The sequence below is a fragment of the Roseibium suaedae genome (genome assembly GCF_900142725.1).
GTDB classification, from domain to species: domain Bacteria; phylum Pseudomonadota; class Alphaproteobacteria; order Rhizobiales; family Stappiaceae; genus Roseibium; species Roseibium suaedae.
Genome location: NZ_FRBW01000001.1, coordinates 671,719 through 688,972, shown reverse-complemented (window position 1 = coordinate 688,972; position 17,254 = coordinate 671,719). Strand labels below are relative to the sequence as shown.

Annotated in this window: 12 protein-coding genes; 8 read left to right on the top strand and 4 right to left on the bottom strand. The window is 60.5% G+C overall.

Going from position 1 to position 17,254, the window contains the following annotated elements:
• Positions 1-21 precede the first annotated feature (21 nt).
• The 5 genes from BUA94_RS03085 (at position 22) to BUA94_RS03065 (ending at position 6,938) form a co-directional block, all read left to right on the top strand.
• On the top strand, positions 22-942 hold the full coding sequence (locus BUA94_RS03085) for an alpha/beta fold hydrolase (RefSeq protein ID WP_073008649.1): 921 nt from the start codon (positions 22-24) through the stop codon (positions 940-942).
• Between the two features lie 410 nt (positions 943-1,352).
• Positions 1,353-4,499 (top strand): bifunctional diguanylate cyclase/phosphodiesterase, encoded by a 3,147-nt coding sequence (locus BUA94_RS03080; protein ID WP_175557983.1) that lies wholly within the window; start codon positions 1,353-1,355, stop codon positions 4,497-4,499.
• A 115-nt stretch (positions 4,500-4,614) separates the two neighbouring features.
• Positions 4,615-5,442: a patatin-like phospholipase family protein gene (locus BUA94_RS03075; RefSeq protein WP_073010773.1), complete on the top strand. Its 828-nt coding sequence runs from the start codon at positions 4,615-4,617 to the stop codon at positions 5,440-5,442.
• A 136-nt stretch (positions 5,443-5,578) separates the two neighbouring features.
• Positions 5,579-5,923 carry a hypothetical protein gene (locus BUA94_RS03070; protein ID WP_208979952.1) on the top strand — a complete coding sequence of 115 codons (345 nt, stop codon included), beginning with the start codon at positions 5,579-5,581 and terminating at the stop codon, positions 5,921-5,923.
• Between the two features lie 193 nt (positions 5,924-6,116).
• Positions 6,117-6,938, top strand: a complete 822-nt coding sequence (locus BUA94_RS03065; protein ID WP_084081674.1) for an MBL fold metallo-hydrolase — start codon at positions 6,117-6,119, stop codon at positions 6,936-6,938.
• Between the two features lie 17 nt (positions 6,939-6,955).
• On the opposite strand, the gene rsmD is transcribed toward BUA94_RS03065, so the two are convergent.
• On the bottom strand, positions 6,956-7,513 hold the full coding sequence (rsmD, locus tag BUA94_RS03060; RefSeq protein ID WP_073008637.1) for a 16S rRNA (guanine(966)-N(2))-methyltransferase RsmD: 558 nt from the start codon (positions 7,511-7,513) through the stop codon (positions 6,956-6,958).
• Positions 7,510-9,348 carry a pseudouridine synthase gene (locus tag BUA94_RS03055; protein ID WP_084081785.1) on the bottom strand — a complete coding sequence of 613 codons (1,839 nt, stop codon included), beginning with the start codon at positions 9,346-9,348 and terminating at the stop codon, positions 7,510-7,512. The genes rsmD and BUA94_RS03055 overlap by 4 nt, the downstream gene beginning before the upstream one ends.
• 181 nt (positions 9,349-9,529) lie before the next feature.
• On the opposite strand from BUA94_RS03055, the gene BUA94_RS03050 reads away from it, so the two are divergent.
• Positions 9,530-10,036, top strand: a complete 507-nt coding sequence (locus BUA94_RS03050) for a nucleoside deaminase (protein WP_073008633.1) — start codon at positions 9,530-9,532, stop codon at positions 10,034-10,036.
• A gap of 181 nt (positions 10,037-10,217) precedes the next feature.
• A complete protein-coding gene (amt, locus tag BUA94_RS03045) occupies positions 10,218-13,454 on the top strand; it encodes an ammonium transporter (RefSeq protein ID WP_073008631.1) in 3,237 nt (1,078 codons plus the stop codon).
• 131 nt (positions 13,455-13,585) lie between these two features.
• Here the strand turns inward: amt and mutL are convergent, their stop codons facing one another.
• Positions 13,586-15,466: a DNA mismatch repair endonuclease MutL gene (gene mutL, locus BUA94_RS03040; protein ID WP_073008629.1), complete on the bottom strand. Its 1,881-nt coding sequence runs from the start codon at positions 15,464-15,466 to the stop codon at positions 13,586-13,588.
• 112 nt (positions 15,467-15,578) lie between these two features.
• Here mutL and BUA94_RS03035 point away from each other — a divergent pair, with 112 nt between their 5' ends.
• Entirely contained in the window at positions 15,579-16,454 is an 876-nt protein-coding gene (locus tag BUA94_RS03035) for a TIGR01459 family HAD-type hydrolase (protein WP_073008627.1), read from the top strand.
• 82 nt (positions 16,455-16,536) lie between these two features.
• Here BUA94_RS03035 and BUA94_RS03030 read toward each other — a convergent pair whose 3' ends face one another.
• Positions 16,537-17,211 (bottom strand): protein phosphatase CheZ, encoded by a 675-nt coding sequence (locus tag BUA94_RS03030; RefSeq protein ID WP_208979951.1) that lies wholly within the window; start codon positions 17,209-17,211, stop codon positions 16,537-16,539.
• Between the last annotated feature and the right edge of the window lie 43 nt (positions 17,212-17,254).

Genomic DNA, 17,254 nt, shown 5'->3' with positions numbered 1-17,254 from the left:
CCGCGCTTCGGGAGATGCACAGTGACCAAGCCCCTTCCCGGCCATGAGTTGCCGGAACTCTTTCCAGGGTTCGACACCCGCCAAATTGCCTGCGGCGGCACGGACATCCATCTGCGCCTCGGAGGAGAAGGACCGCCCCTGCTGCTGCTTCACGGCTATCCGCAAACCGGAGCCATGTGGCACAAGGTGGCACCGGAGCTTGCCCGGCACTTCACCCTGATCATTCCCGATCTTCCGGGCTATGGACAAAGCGGCATCCCGCCGTTGTCGGCAGACCATGCCGCCTATTCCAAACGGGCCATGGCACAGACGATGGCCACGCTGATGTCGGAGCTTGGCTATTCCCGCTTCTGCCTTGCCGGTCATGACCGCGGCGCAAGGGTTTCCTACCGCTTGGCGTATGATCATCCCGAACAGGTGGAACGGCTCGCCGTACTCGACATTCTGCCAACCCACACCTATTGGGCCAGAATGGACCGGGCCTTTGCCTTGAAGGTCTATCACTGGGCCTTTCTGGCCCAGCCTGCCCCCTTCCCGGAAAAACTGATTGCCGCCTCGGCTGCGAACTTCCTCGACCACACATTGGCAAGCTGGACCGCAGCCAAGTCGCTGAATTGCTTCTCAAAGGAAGCGCTTGCCCACTATCATGCCTTCTTCGCACAAGAAGAGCGGATTGCCGCAACCTGTGAAGACTACAGAGCCGGAGCGACCTGCGATGTCGAACATGATGCGGCTGATGTCGAAGCCGGAAATAAGATCCGGTGTCCCACGCTCGCTCTCTGGGGGGAGACTGGCATTGCACAGGCCAGCGAAACGCCTCTGGACGTCTGGTCGCGCTGGGCGAAAGACGCTAGCGGGGCGGGAATAGACGGCGGGCATTTCATCGCCGAGGAAAACCCTCAAGGGTTGCTGTCGAAGATGCTTCCCTTTCTTCTCGGATAGGCTGTCACCCCTCACACGGCAGAAGCGTTCAATGTCCGCAGGCTCCCGCCCGAAAGCTCCGGAAATTTTCTGCTCAGAGGATGAGCAAAATCGTCTTGAAAGAAAACAACAGAACAATTTGAAACCGTTTCAGCCGCGAAGATTAATAGATCATAATAAGTTCAGATGATCAGATCTGGAGATTCAACTCAAATTAACGCCTGCGGTCTATCCTTTATCGCCGGTCGAAGATTTAATGGCCTTGTACCGCTTAGAATCTGGCCAGATTAGAGCAGTTGATACTCCATTTCTGAGATGTCCAGCACGGACACTCCCACAGGATTACGGAGAAGCTTAGGGTGTCGGCCAATGCAGAATCAGAAAGTCCGGTAGACCTCACAATGGAGGAAACCCGCGGAATCTCCGCCCACATGGAGAAGATCCTTCTGCTTTGGAGTAAAAATGGCCGTCAGCTTGCGCGGCCGTTGAAGATTACGCTCATCTGTTTCTTCATAGCGCTGTTCCTTTCGCTCGCTATCTTCAACACGGTCAACGAGCTTCGCCACGTCGACCGGGCACTGGAGCGCAAGACGGCAATCACCCAGCGGCTGTTGAATTTTCAGAAGACCCAGACCATCGCTGGCCTTGAGAAAACTCTTCAGGTTCTCAAGGACATGTCAATTCTGGAGACAGTAGTCCAATCAAGAAATCCGGACCAGCTGCGTGCCATTCTCGACAAGATGATCCCGATCATACCCGGGAACCAGCAGATCTCGGAGCTCAACCTTTTTGATGCCGACCGCCAACTGATTGAAACCCAAGGCAGCCTCCCGAGCAGCGAGAAGCCGACTGTTTGGGTCTTGCTCGAACAAGCGGCCCGCACCGGAGAGATCGCCAGCGGATTGGTACCTGGAAAGGACGGCAGCCCCACGTTTGCTGCAGTGGCACCGGTCTCGGATTCCCGCGGCGTGATCGGCTATATCCGCCTTGGCGTCGAAATGCGGCATTCGCTGATGTTTGTGCATACAGCACTGAGTGTTGGGATCATCGAGTACCAGCCAGCTGCGCAGATGATCTCCAGGCCTGGTGTGCCAACAACCTCTCTCCGGCTTTGGCAGAGAACAGAAAACGCGGCCTACCGGCCAGTCGGCAAGACCCTTTTGCCTGCCGACATCACCATGTTTCTTGGTGGACGCAACACCAACGACGGGCTGCTGGACCGGATGATCTGGACGCAGGACAGGCTCCTGGTCGTCGACCAGGTCGACCTTCCCTATGCGGACAAGAGCAAGCATTCCACCCTGCTCATTACCCATGACATCACAGAGGACGCACTGACGCTGCTGAAGAGCCTGGCCTTTGCGACCCTGCTTTTCTGTCTTCTTGCAGTCATCACCTGGGTGCTGTTCAACCGTCTGTCCAGCGGACTTCAACGTGCCGTCTACCGCACGCGCGCGAAGCTGGAAAAAGCCGTCCAGGAAAACACCAAGGCGCTTGAGCAACAGAAAGACCGGCTCGAGGAAGCCCAGAGGATTGCCGCAGTCGGAAGCTGGGAACGGAACCTGCGTACAGGGGAAGTCACCTGGTCCGAGCAGATCTACACCATTACCGGCATCCCTCACTCGGTCAATTCAACCAACGCTGTCGAGAGCTATTACAGCATGGTCCCTGCAGACGAGCTGCAGAAGATCCTGAAACTGTTCGAAGAACATACCAAGACCTGCACGCCTTTCGAGATCGTTCATCAGCTCGTGCGCGAGAACGGCGATGTCCGCCATCTCCATGTCCGCTGCAACATTGAAGCGGGAGAGGATGGGTTGCCATTGCGCATATTCGGGACAACACGCGACATTACCGAGCAGCACAACGCCCTGGACCGCAGCCAATGGCTTGCCGGCATTCTCGAAGCATCGCTGAACGAGATCTATGTGATCGATCCCGAAACCTTTGTGTGCGTGCATGCCAACCAATGTGCCCGGGAGAACCTTGGCTATGCGGAAGAAGAGCTGCTGGGGCTGAGCCTGTGGGAAATTACCCAGGAAACCAACCGCGCCTTCGTGATCGGCGTCATTCAGAAGGTCGTCGATGGCAGCGTCACCTCTCTCAAGTTGGAAGCCATCCACAAACGCAAGGACGGCTCGCTTTATCCCGTGGAGGTCCGGCTTCAGGGGCACAAGTCTCGAGGCAAGGTATCCCTGGTCGCAATCTGCAACGATATTTCGGAACGAATGCAGCGAGAGAACGAGGCGCTGCTCGCACGGGAAGAAGCCGAGCGCCTGGCTTATTTCGACCCACTGACTGAGCTGCCAAACCGGGCGGCCTGCCAGCGGGACGCCAAGATTGTCTTCGCGCCGGAAAACCCGGACAAGCCTGCCTTCATCATCCATATCGACATCGACAATTTCAAACGCATCAACGACACACTCGGCCATTCAGCCGGTGACGCCTGCCTTGAGGAAACCGGTGAGCGGCTGCAGACCGGCTGTTTCGGCCTCGGCACGGCCTACCGCTGGGGCGGCGATGAATTCGTGATCGTTGCCTCTGGCCCGGACTCCGACCCGGAGGAACTCTGCGAACGGCTCAACCTGGTGATGCGGGGGCCGATGGAATATGAGGGCAATCAGATCTGGCCCTCCGTGTCCATGGGCGTTGCCCGCTGCCCGGATGACGGCGAAGACTTCTCCTCCCTGCTGGTGCATGCGGACCTCGCACTTTACCGCTCGAAAGACGAAGGCAAGGACCGCTGGAGCTACTTCACCAGCGACATGAAAATCGACAGCGACGAAGAAGCCCGTCTGGAGCAGGAACTCCGCCATGCCTTGCGCCGGGATGAATTCTTCCTTGTCTTCCAGCCTCAGGTGGACAACCGCACCCAGCAAGTCACCGGCGTGGAGGCCCTTGTACGCTGGCAGCACCCGACCCGTGGTGTTCTTGCCCCCGGTGCCTTCCTCGATGTGATGGAAAAGACCAGCCTGGCCGTGCCGCTCGGCCAGATTGTCCTGGACAAGGCCATCGCAGCCGCTGGCAAGTGGAAGAAAGCCGGACTGCATTTCGGCCGGATGGCTGTGAACCTGTCCCCTTCGCACCTGCCCTCAGGAACACTGCTTCAGGACTTCCTGAACGCCATGACAAAATATGATGTCGGGCCAGAGCTGCTAACAGCAGAAGTGCTGGAATCCGTCTTCCTCGACACGGAGCGAAATCACAACTGGCACGTTCTGGAAGAGCTCTATGACCGGGGCATCCATATCGAGCTGGACGACTTCGGCACAGGCTATGCATCGCTCTCCCATGTGGCCGACCTGCCGATCAACGGCCTGAAGATCGACCGCAGCTTCACCGCCCAGATTCTGACCGACAACAAGAAAGAGATCGTGGTCAACCACCTGATCCATCTTGCAAGGGCGCTGAACATCAATGTGGTCTGCGAAGGCGTGGAAACGGAAACCCAGTTCGAACGGTTGCGGATGATGGGCAACTTCTCCGTCCAGGGATACCTGATTGCCCGGCCAATGACATTCGATCAGATGACCACCTGGCTCGATGCCAGCCCCAACGATCTTACCTATTTCATCTGACGCGACTTTGAGCTTTTGACGCTGGATCGCTCGTCCCCGGCATTTTAGGCACTCGCCCTTGCCACACGCAGGGATGAGCGCCACTTTCCGCATGAAACTCACGCTGGAGAATTTCATGCAGAATCCCCGTATCGGCCTGGCCCTTGGCGGCGGCGGAGCCCGAGGCCTCGCCCATATTCCCGTTCTGGAAGCCTTTGATGATCTGGGACTGAAACCTGCCGCCATCGCGGGCACTTCCATCGGCTCGATTTTCGGCGCAGCCTATGCTTCCGGGCTTTCCGGCCAGGCCCTGCGTGGCATCACTCTGGAGACCCTTGGCGACCGGAACGCTGTTCTTGGGCGCCTTTGGAAGCTGCGTCCGCGCAAATTCAACGAGTGGTTCGATGGCAGCATGGCCCAGTTCGATCCGCTTAAGGTGCTCAAAGTTTTCATTGCGGAGCATCTTTCCGAGAACTTCGAGGACCTGGAGATCCCGCTGCAGGTGCTGGCCACGGACTTTTACGGCTGCCGGGAATACCGCTTCTGCGAGGGGCCTCTCCTGCCTGCCATTGCCGCATCGATTGCCATTCCGGCAATCTTCAAGCCGGTCCGGCATGAGGACGTGGTGCTGGTCGATGGCGGTGTGACCAATCCGTTGCCCTTCGATGTGTTGCCGGAGGATCTGGACCTCATTGTTGCCGTCGATGTTGTCGGCGTTCCAGTCCCCAGACCCGGCCGGCATCTGCCGGGTTCCGTAGATGCCATTTTCGGCACGACCCAGATCCTGATGCAGACGATTACGACCGAGAAACTCAAGTCACGTGCTCCCGGCATCCTGATCCAGCCGGAACACGACAATGTCCGGGTCCTCGACTTCCTGAAGTCCAGACAGATTCTCGACAGTGCGGAACCCTTGCGCGCCCAGACCCGCAGCCTGCTGACCGCGGCAATCGAGGCTATGTAGATTTCCGAGTATATCCTCCCGTTCCCATAGGTAGTTCCTGCAGATCAAGTGAAGTTTATTTCACATCAGGGCAAAATTAACTTCTCGTTAACCATTTAAAACAATGCTCAAATATACATTAACCGAGCATTCTGCCATGACCAACATCACCGACCCCCACAGCACGGACGACTGTCCCGTTCCGGAAGCCCTCTTCTCTCAAATGGTCTCCGCACCGCTTGAGACGGCCATGGCGCTTGCTCAGGCCTTGCCCGAAACCCAGCGCAGCCGGCTGGCCGTCTATTGCTACCGCCGGGCGCATCTCAGACGGCTTGGCCTTGCCATCGCCGCCGGCTGCTCGAAACGCTCCCTCGTGGAGGAAAGCGGCTATGCAGGCGAGCTCATCCACTTTCAGGCCCTGAACATGGAAGCAACCCTTTCAGGCGACCGCTACCTTTCACCACGTGCAGGCAAACGTCCGATCAGCCTGCACAGCTGCTGACACCTTCCATTCCGAGACAGGCCCTCCTCCCAACTGTCTCCACCTGGCAACCGTTCCAAATCAATTTGTCTCCCTTCGGAACGGTTGCCTTCTTCTCCCCCTCCTCAGCCCTGCCGTTCATTTGCGCTTGCATTCCTTTCGCCAGTGCCTACCCTTTCCCATGCGTCAGGTTCCCTGACACAAGGAGGCAAGCATGGGTCGGAATGCGGTTTCCAGACGAAGACACAGCCGGATGCTCGCAGGGCTGGGCGCCTTTATTGCGGGCCTGATCGTCTCAGCTCCGGCTTTTGCCATCTGTCAGGTAATCGCGGACGGGGCCTTTGGCCCTGCGCGGATCTACAAGGCTGCCGTCGAGACCGGGTCGGTCCGGATCCAGTATATCGGGCATTCCACCTTCGAGATCGAAACGCCCGGCGGCATCCGCATTGCGACCGACTACAACGACCAGATCCGACCGCCCCTGCCGCCAACTGTCGCGACAATGAACGGCGCACACAGCACCCACTACAGCCTGGCACCTGATCCGGACATTCAGCATCTTCTGCCCGGCTGGAACCCGGATGGCTCGCCCGTGGACTATGATCTGACCGTCGGCGATGTGCGGATCCGCAACATCCAGACCAACATCCGCGGCTGGGAGGGAGACAGCCGGAGGCTCGGGAACTCGATCTTTGTTTTCGAAGTGGGGGATCTTTGCATTGCCCATCTCGGACATCTGCACCATCAGCTGACGGAAGAAGACCTGCTCCGGCTCGGTCAGATCGATGTGGTCTTTGCCGCCATCGACAATTCGACCACCTTGCGCATGGAAAGCATGATGAAGGTCCTGAACGACATCCGGCCCGCGATGGTGATCCCGATGCACTTCCATTTCCCGGGAGCCCTGCAGGCCTTCGCCGCGCGGGCCGCCAGCGATGGTTATCAGATCAGCATGGACACGGATTCAGAGCATGTGGTGAGCCGGACCAATCTTCCGGCCCAGCGCACCGTTCACATCATGCTGCCGAAGTCGTAGTACCAACCTCAGCCCGGTCAGTCGTTCACGCGCAGGAATACGATCTGACTGTCACCCGCGCTGCGGCGGTCCAGTTCCTCAAAGCCGGCAGGAATGGCAATCGTCGCAGACGCCCGCTCTTCCAGAACACAGATTGTTCCGGGCTTCACCCAGCCGCCAGCGAGAGCAGAGGCAAGTGCCTGTTCCCCCAGTCCCTTGTCATAGGGCGGATCGGCAAACACGAGATCAAACGGATCAATGGTTCCGGAGGCACCCAACTGCGTTGCATCCCGGCGGAAGATCTTGGCCGCACCGTTCAGGCCCAGCGTTTCCATGTTCTGGCGGATCACGCCCCGCGCTTCGGCACCTTCCTCAATAAAGGTGCAATGCCGTGCGCCCCGGCTGATGGCCTCGAAACCGAGAGCGCCCGTGCCTGCGAAGAGATCCAGAACCCGGGCACCATCGAGATCAAGCTGAATGCCATGGGCCAGAATGTTGAAGATGGTTTCCCGCAACCGGTCGCTCGTGGGCCGCGTGGCCTGGGTCTTGGGAGCGGCGAGAGCCGCTCCCTTGAACTTGCCTGCGACGATCCTCAAGACCGCCCTCCACGATGAGGCGGACGTCCGCCCCGATCGCCACCACGGTGTCCGCCGCGTTCGCCGCCGCGGTCACCACCGCGGCCACCCGGACGATCACCGCGCGAACCGCGGTCAGGACGGTCAGACCGGCCGCCGCGATCAAAACCGCCACTGCGTTCACCGCCGCCTTCACCGCCGCGGCCACCCGGACGATCGCCGCGCGGGCCACGGTCAGGACGGTCGGACCGGCCACCGCGATCAAAACCACCGCTGCGCTCAAAGCCGCCTTCACGGTCTGGGCGCTTCTTGTCACGGCCCGTCCGGTCTTCCTGGCGCTTGTCCTCGACGATGCCCTCTTCGCTCCAGATGCGGCGCGGAGGACGTGCTGGCCGGGAGAACTCTTCGCGTTCCGGACGCGACTTCGGCTCGCTGGTCAGCCGGAACCGGCTGCGCGGCGACACCTTCATCTGACGCTCGCCTGCATTCTTGCGCCGGTTCTGGCCACCGGAAGGACGTCCGCCTTCCTTGCGGCCCTCTTCCCGGTTGCCGCCACGGCCACCGGATCTGGTCGCGCTTTCGCCTTCGCGCTGGGTCATCCAGGAGCCCTTGGCAGCCGGCTTGCCGCCGCGATCGCCGCCACGCTCACCACCGCGGCCAGCTGGCCGTTGCGGTTTGGCTTCCTCAGGCTGAGGCTGATGATAGAGCGGCGCATCAAAGTCGGCGCCGGCTTCTTCGGCAAGGCTTTCGCCAAGCTGGTCACGCAGAACGCGGCCACGGATTTCCCGCACTTCGCCTTCGTCCAGTTCCATGAGCTGGAACGGACCGAAGGACAGACGGATCAGCCGGTTGACCGACAGGCCGAGATGCTCAAGCACGCGCTTTACTTCGCGGTTCTTGCCTTCCCGCAGACCAACGGTCAGCCAGCAGTTGTCACCCTGCTGCTTGTCGAGGGTTGCTTCGATGGCTCCGTAGAGCACGCCGTCAATCGCAACGCCATCAGCCAGGGAATTCAGCTGCTCCTGGGTCACGGAACCGAAGGCGCGAACGCGGTAGCGGCGCAGCCAGCCAGTTGCCGGCAGCTCGAGCACGCGGGCCAGACCGCCGTCATTGGTCAGCAGCAGCAGGCCTTCGGTGTTGATGTCGAGACGGCCAACGGCAATCACGCGCGGCAGGTCCCGCGGCAGGCGTTCAAAGACGGTCGTCCGGCCTTCCGGATCCTTGTTGGTCGTCACCAGACCGCGCGGCTTGTGATAGAGCCACAGACGGGTCCGCTCGCGCATCGGCAAGGGCTCACCATCCACGACGACCTTGTCCTTTGCCGTAACGGTTACGGCCGGCGTCTCAAGCTGGGTGCCGTTGACTTCGACGCGGCCTTCCGCGATCCAGGCTTCCGCATCCCGGCGGGAACACAGACCGGCACGGGCCATCACCTTGGCGATGCGCTCGCCCTTTTCCAGATCGAAGCTCTCGACCTCGGCATCGCGCTCTCTTGCCGGACGCTCGGACCGCTTGTCCGGACGGGGACCGGACCGGCGCCCTTCAGGAGCGCCACGGCCTGCGCCGCCACCCCATTTGCCACCGTCCTGGCGCTTGCCGCCGCCGTCACGCTTGCCGCCACCGTCACGCCCGAAGGACTTCTTCGGGCCGAAACCGGGCTTGCCGGACGGGCGCTGCGGACGCGCGCCATCGCGATCTTCGCGGCGGCCTTCAAAGCCGTCACCAGAAGCGGAGGAAAACCGGTTGCCGCGAGGGCGCGAATCCCGATCCCCGGGCTTGCCGCCGGAAAAACGGGACTTTGATCCGCCAGCCGGACGGGATCCGCGGCGGTTCTTTGGGGGCTGTTCTGTCGTCATGCGCGCGTCATAGCAGAGCCGGAGGATTTCGGGAATCAGCAAGTGCATGCTTTTTCGCAGAACAGCCCGGCTTTGAAGGCATAGCGTTACCATTCCAGCTCTGTTTTCAATAAGGGCTGACAGAAAATGGCTCAAAGGCTACAACCAGCCATTCCTGCAATCAGACTGGACCCTGCTGCCAATGCCGGACGGCACGCCCAATCCCTCTCCCAAGCCTTCCGAGCCAGCTGGCAACCTCTTCATGGAGGAAGCCCTGAGGCAGGCCGAGCTGGCAGGCGCGCGCGCAGAGGTGCCGGTCGGAGCCGTGCTCGTACACGAAGGGCGCATCCTGGCGGCCGATGGCAACCGGACTCTGGAACTTCATGATCCCACGGCCCATGCAGAAGTTCTTGTGATCCGGGCAGCCTGCAAGAAACTCGGCTCCCAGCGGCTTCCGGACTGCGACCTCTATGTCACGCTGGAGCCATGCCCCATGTGTGCGGGCGCGATCTCCTTTGCCCGTATCCGGCGCCTTTACTTTGGGGCAGGAGATGAAAAAGGCGGTGCGGTCGAACACGGGACACGCTTTTTCTGCCAGCCGACTTGCCACCATGCACCGGATGTCTATTCGGGTATTTCTGAACGTCCTGCAGCTTTGCTATTGAAAACGTTCTTCAAAAGCCGTCGCATCCAGGACACAGACCTTTAAAATCTTGATGGCGGCCATTTCGCACCGCACAAATATACCGCAGCGGAAACAGTGGCTTGGCCACTCTTCGACCCTGTAAATAATCCCGATCCGATTTCCTTCACATTTTTTATGCTTATGAAAACCTCTGTTTAATACTTTCCCTAAATTCTCGAGTGTGTTGAGTGGTTTGGGGCTTGTGATGGCGAAGAAGTTGCTGGTCCGCTGGGGCTTGGGGAATGCGGCGTGCTCGGCTGTCTTGCTGCTCATGGCAAACACGGCTTGGGCCACAGATAATGGTGTTGTGCTGCAGCAAGCCCATGAAAGCTTGCGCCAGAGCCTCGACCTCATCTGGGTGATGGTTGCCGCTGCCCTTGTGCTGATGATGCAGGTCGGCTTCATGCTGCTGGAAGCTGGACTTGTCCGCTCCAAGAACTCGATCAACGTTGCCCAGAAGAACCTTCTGGACTTTGCTTTCAGTGTGATCGCCTTCGCCAGTGTCGGCTTCATGTTCGCCTTTGGTGCATCGAACGGCTTCTGGGTCGGGCTGGACCAGAACCTGTTCCTCCTCGGCAATCTGGACACCTGGGGCTATGCCTTCTTTGCCTTCCAGGTGATGTTCTGCGGCACGGCCGCCACCATCATCTCCGGCGCTGTTGCCGAACGGATGAAGCTCGCCGCCTATGTCTGGTGCTCGCTGTTCACCGCCGCCATCATCTATCCTGTCTTCACCCACTGGGCCTGGGGCAATGCCCTGGTCGAAAACTCCACCGCGTTCCTTGCCCAAAATGGCTTCGTCGATTTTGCCGGCTCTACGGTGGTTCATGGCACCGGCGGCTGGATTGCTCTCGCCGCCTGCCTTCTGATCGGCCCGCGGCAGGGCCGCTACGATCACAATGGCCTGCCCATGCGCATCCAGGGGCACAGTTCAGTTCTGGCAACGGCTGGCGCCCTGCTGCTTTTTGTCGGCTGGATCGGCTTTAACGGCGGATCGACGCTCAAGGCCTCTGCCGACGTTGCGCCGATCATCGTCAACACCGTTCTGGCCGCGGCCATGGGCGCCGCTGCGGGCTATTTCCTTGGCTGGTCGCAGGACCGGGTCATCCTGCCTGAAAAGTCCCTGTCCGGCCTTCTGGGCGGTCTCGTCGCAATCACCGCCGGATGTCATGTCCTGACGCCAGCGGGCAGCATTGTCATTGGTGCGGTCGGAGGCCTCGTTGCGGTCTATTCAACCACCCTTCTCGAACGCCACCTGAAGGTCGACGATGCGGTCGGGGCCATTGGCGTTCACGGGTTCGCAGGTGTCGTCGGCACCCTCGGCCTGGCTCTGCTTGCACCGGAAAGCCACCTGCCCCTTGGCGACCGTGGCGCCCAGTTCCTGATCCAGCTTGAAGGTGTCGCCCTCAACTTCGTCTGGTGTTTTGGCGCAGGCTACGTCTTCCTCCGCACCCTTTCGCTGGTGATGCCACTGCGCATCGATGCCGCGTCCGAAGACATTGGCATGAACGAAAGCGAACATGGCACCCGCCTCGGCATCGGCCATGTGGAAGATGCGCTGGAAAAGGTCATCGCCGGCAAGGCCGATTTGAACATGCGCCTCGCGGTCTCCCGCGGCGATGATTCAGAGCGCCTGACGCGCATGTTCAATGCCCTCATGGACACGATCCAGAACGTGGAAGTGGCCCAGGGCAAGGCTGCGGATGCCAAGCGTTCGCGGGAAGAAGGCGAGCGCATGTCAGCTCTTGCCAACGCAACCTTCGACGCCATCGTGATCTCGGTCGACGGCCGTATCCTGGACGGCAACGCCGCCCTTGAGGATCTGCTTGGCTACAAGATCGAAGAACTGAAGATGCGTGGCCTCTATGAGTTCGTGCAGTCCGAGCTGGCCGGCACCCTGGAGAGCCATCTGGCCAAGGCCGAACTGCAGCCACGCGAAATGGAACTGGTCAACCGCAGCGGGGAACCGATCCCGGTCGAAATCCGCACACGCGTCATTGCCTACCGGGGCACTCCGACCCGCGTCTCCGCCCTGGTTGACCTTCGCCAGCGCAAGGCCGCAGAGGCAAAGATCCTGCATCTTGCCCAGCATGACACGCTGACCGACCTGCCAAACCGGGCCGTGTTCAATTCCGAGATCAATCACGTCATCGGCTACTGCAAGACCACAGGCAATTCCGCCGCCCTGCTGTTGCTGGATCTGGACCGGTTCAAGGATATCAACGACCTTCACGGTCATCCGGTCGGCGACAAGGTCATACGGGTCACTGCCGACCGCTTGCGCGAGCATACCCGCCCTGCTGACACCATCGCCCGCCTTGGCGGCGACGAGTTCGCGGTTATCCTGCGCGGGATCGAGTTTTCCAATCAAGCGGCTGACCTTGCCCACCGGCTGGTGCATCTCCTCGCCGAGCCGATCGATTGCGGCAACGGGCTGGTTCTACGCCCAAGCGCCAGCATCGGCGTCGCGCTGATCAACCGGGAGACGGAAAACGCCGAGGTGACCATCTCGAACGCCGACATCGCCCTCTACAATGCCAAGGATCTGGGCCGCCGCACCTACAAGATCTATCAGCCTGGCATGGGCGACGAGATGCGTGAACGGCGGCTTCTGGAGGAGGATCTGCACGACGCCATCCAGTCCGGCCAGTTCGAGCTGCATTACCAGCCAAGACTCGACCTGAAGACCCTGAAGATTGCCTCCTATGAAGCGCTCATCCGCTGGAACCATCCGACCCGTGGTCAGGTAAGCCCGGCCGATTTCATTCCGGTTGCCGAGAACTCCGGCCAGATCATTCCGATCGGCCAGTGGGTCATCGACGCGGCGCTTTCTGCCGCAAAGTCCAGCATCCTTGATGCCCGGATCAGTGTGAATGTCAGCCCCGTTCAGTTCCGGGATGCCGACTTCCTGGAGAACGTGCGCCAGTCTCTTGTCCACCACGGCATCGACGCCAGCCGTCTGGAGTTCGAGATCACAGAAAACCTGCTGATCGAGGACGACGAACGTGCCCTCGCAATCCTGAAGAGCCTCAAGGATATGGGCTTCAAGATCGCGCTCGATGACTTCGGGGTCGGCTATTCCTCACTGGGCTATCTCAGCCGCTTCCCCTTCGACACGATCAAGATCGACCGTTCCTTTGTTCAGGAAGCAGGCGTCAATGCCCCAGCCCAGGCCATCGTGGAGACGGTGGTCCGCCTCGGCAAGGCGCTCAACATGAGCATTGTGGCAGAGGGCGTAGAAGAAATGGACAAGCTTCTGTTCCTGGCCAACAGCGGTTGCGACGAGATCCAGGGGTTCCTGATCGGCCGCCCAAAGCCGCTGGCAAACCTGCAGCGGAACCTGCCGCCGCTTGTGCATGAGGCTCTGTTGAGCCTCGGCACAATCGGCACACCGCAAGTGGTCTACCGCGAACCATTGCCGCAGAAGGCGGCCGCCGGCTAAGGCTTATACCAACCTCAAGAAATAGCGACCTATTTGATGGCCTCAGCCAGGTTCCCAGCTAGGCGCGCTGCTTGCCCGATGCCGGGGAGCCGGAAGTGGCCACCGGAGGCCGCTATTTCTTGAGGTTGGTATTATTTGCGGCCGAACAGCTTCTCGATGTCGGAAAGCTTGAGTTCCACCCATGTCGGGCGGCCGTGATTGCACTGACCCGACAGCGGCGTTGCCTCCATATCCCGCAGGAGCGCATCCATCTCTGGCGCCCGCATGCGCCTTCCGGCGCGAATGGATCCGTGGCAGGCCATGGTCGCGGCCACATGATCAAGCCGCTCCCGCAGGCCGGATGCGGTGTCCCATTCGGCCAGTTCATCCACCAGATCCATGACCATGCCGCGAATGTTCATGTCCCCCAGCATGGCCGGCGTTTCACGCACGGCAATCGCTCCTGGCCCGAAGGCCTCCAGGGAGAGCCCGACGGCTTCCAGGGCATCGGAATGCTCCGTGAGCCGGGCGACATCCTCTTCCGGAAGTTCCACGATTTCGGGGATGAGCAGCATCTGCCGGGCGACGGATTTCTTCGCCAGAGCTTCCTTCAGGCGTTCATAGACCAAACGTTCGTGGGCGGCGTGCTGGTCCACAATGACAATGCCATCCTCAGTCTGGGAGATAATGTAGGTGCCGTGCACCTGGGCTCGCGCGGCCCCCAGCGGCAGCGCCATATGCTGTTCATCTGCTGGAATGTCATTGGCCCGCGCATCTGCCGAAGGCATGACCAGCGAGGACAGGCTTTCCTGATGCTCGGCCACGTAAGCGGACGCCGGTTCCGCAAAAGCACCCTCGGCCCCGAAAGACATGCCCGTCATCGAAGATGAAGATGTCTCCGAACCTGCCGGACGGAAGACATCGGCGGACCATGACCGTGCGGGCTGAGGCTGCCAAACAGGCGCCTGGCGCGGGGCTCCGAAACCGGTTGCCCGGATGGCGTCCATCGCCACGGCCGCGTTGGACGTCGAGGACCTGTGACCTGCCTGAAGCAATGCCTGCTTGATGGAGCCGACCAGCAGGCCACGGACGAGTTGCCCGTCCCGGAACCGCACATCGGCCTTGGCAGGATGCACGTTGACGTCCACGAGCTGGGGCTCGAGATCCAGGAACAGCACGACAACCGGATGCCGGTCCCGCGCCAGAACATCAGCGTAGGCGCCGCGCAGACCGGACAGAAGCAGCTTGTCCTTGACCGGACGGCCATTTACGAAGAAGAACTGGAACTGCGCCGTTCCCCGGTGGTGTGTCGGCAGACCGGCAAACCCGGTGAGACGCACCCCTTCCCGCTCCGCGTCAATTTCCATCGCATTGTCGACGAAATCCTGCCCGAGCACCTGGGCAATTCGGGCCAGACGCGGATCCTCGCCCCGCGCTGCGGGCCAGGTCTGGGGCTGACGATCCGCGCCGGAAAGCGAGAAGCCGACATGCGGATAGGCAAGTGCGATGCGGCGGATCACTTCCGTTATGGCAGATGCTTCCGCGCGGTCTGACTTCAGGAACTTCAAGCGGGCAGGCGTTGCAAAGAACAGATCCCGGACCTCGACCTGAGTGCCCTTGTGCCGGGCTGCCGGCATGGCGGAAGTCTCTCGTCCCCCTTCGACAGCGATCTGCCAGGCATGGTCTTCCTGCGCATGGCGGGTCTGGATGGACAGGCGGGCGATGGACCCGATGGAAGGCAGAGCTTCGCCCCGGAAGCCGAGTGTCCGGATATCGAACAGGTCATCTTCGCGCAGCTTCGATGTGCAGTGACGCCGGATCGCCAGTTCCAGATCGTCCTGGGTCATGCCGATGCCATCATCAGACACCCGCATCAAGGTCTTGCCACCCGCAGCCGTCACAATGTCGACGGAGGTTGCTCCCGCATCGACGGCATTTTCCACGAGTTCCTTGATGACACTCGCCGGCCGCTCGATCACTTCCCCGGCGGCAATCCGGTTGATGACCTCTTCACTGAGCTGGCGAACCTGCATCCAAATTCCTTTCCGTGGTTCCGTCTGTCACACGCATCCTGTAAGGTCCGCGCGGCTTCCCGGCCGATTCCGGCCTACCTTATCAGATCCCCCAGCTTCCGAGTGACCCGCCATGAACGCTTCTGCACCGCTTCTTGTCTCCGGCCTTCAGGACATTGCACCGGAGTACTCAGCCGTCCTGTGTGACGTCTGGGGCGTGCTGCACAATGGCGTTTCCAGGTTCGCGGGCGCTGCGGAAGCCCTCACCGATTTCCGCCAGAAGGCTGGTGGTGCGGTTGTCCTGATCACCAATGCACCGCGCCGCAACGCCCCGATCCGCGAGCAGCTTCTCGCCCTCGGCATCGGCCCGGAGGTCTATGATGACATCGTGACGTCCGGTGATGTGACCCGTGAATATATCGCCGCACACCCGGGTGCAAAGGTTCTGCATATCGGCCCGGAAATGCATCTGTCGCTGTATGAAGATCTGGACCTGACCCTCACGGAATCCGAGGAAGAGGCAACGCTCGTCAGCTGCACCGGCCTCTTCAACGACGAGCAGGAAACCCCGGACGATTACCGTGACCAGCTGGAGCGTCTGGCCAAGCGCGGCCTGACCATGATCTGCGCCAATCCGGACATCGTCGTGGAACGCGGCGACCGGCTGATCTGGTGTGCAGGCGCCCTCGCCCGGCTGTTTGAGGATTTCGGCGGCACGGTTGCCATTCTCGGCAAGCCCCATGCCCCGATCTATGATGCAGCCTGCCAGCGCCTGGAAGCCCTGCGCGGCGCGCCCGTCGACCGCCAGAAGATCCTTTGCGTGGGCGATGGCCTGCCGACTGACATTCGCGGCGCCGTGTCTCAGGATCTGGATGTGCTCTTCATCACCGGCGGCATTCACGCCTCCGACTTCGGTCCGACCCTTGAGCCGGATGAAGCGCTCGTGCGCCGCCGTCTTGCGGAAGAAGGCCTGCGGGCCCGCGCCGCAGTTCCCCGGCTCGTCTGGTAAGAGACGTTCCAGAGAAGCTTAAAATGTAAAAAAGGCCGCCCAGAACGAGGCGGCCTTTTTCAATTCATTCAAATGCTTTCCGTCAACCGAACAGCTTGTCGATATCGGCCTGCGGGTCATTGAGCATTTCGTCGATGTCGTTCTGGGAAACACCCTCGCCATCGTGCTGCGGCCCATGAAGAATGAGCTCGCGCTTGCGCCGGTCTTCGTCGGTTTCCTCCGACGGGGCTTCAAAGCCCTCGGGAATCCGAAGCTGATCGACAAAAGCGCTCACACGCTGATCGATATAGTTCAAAGTCGAGACAACCTTCGAAATCCGCTGTCCAGTGATATCCTGGAAGGTGCAGGCCTCGAAAATCTCGATCATCTTGTCGCTGACCATCTGCTGGTAAGCGTCAACGTCACTCGTGTCAGCAGACATGATTTCTTCTGCCGCTGTCATGATCGAATGGGTTGCCTTTTCGGTCGCCTCGACAATCGCATCCAGTTCGCGTCCCGCACTCGGGATCTTGCTGGTCTTCATGTCGTTTGCGCGCAGCGCTGCGATTTCCGACTTCATCCGGGTGATTTCCCGGGCGATCGCAGTCAGCTCCCCCGTGACCGCCGGCTGAACGGCTGCCACAACTTCCTGCATCGATCCGGACATGACTTCAGCAAGCTGCATCACGTCCGTCAGAGAAACATCCCCGCCGCGATTCTTGTTTTCTTGAAGAAAGTCGATGACTTTCGACACGCTTTCCTGCGTCATTGCGGCCATTGGACTAGCCTTTCTTTAAAGAGAAGGGGCCAACTGCTCCGGA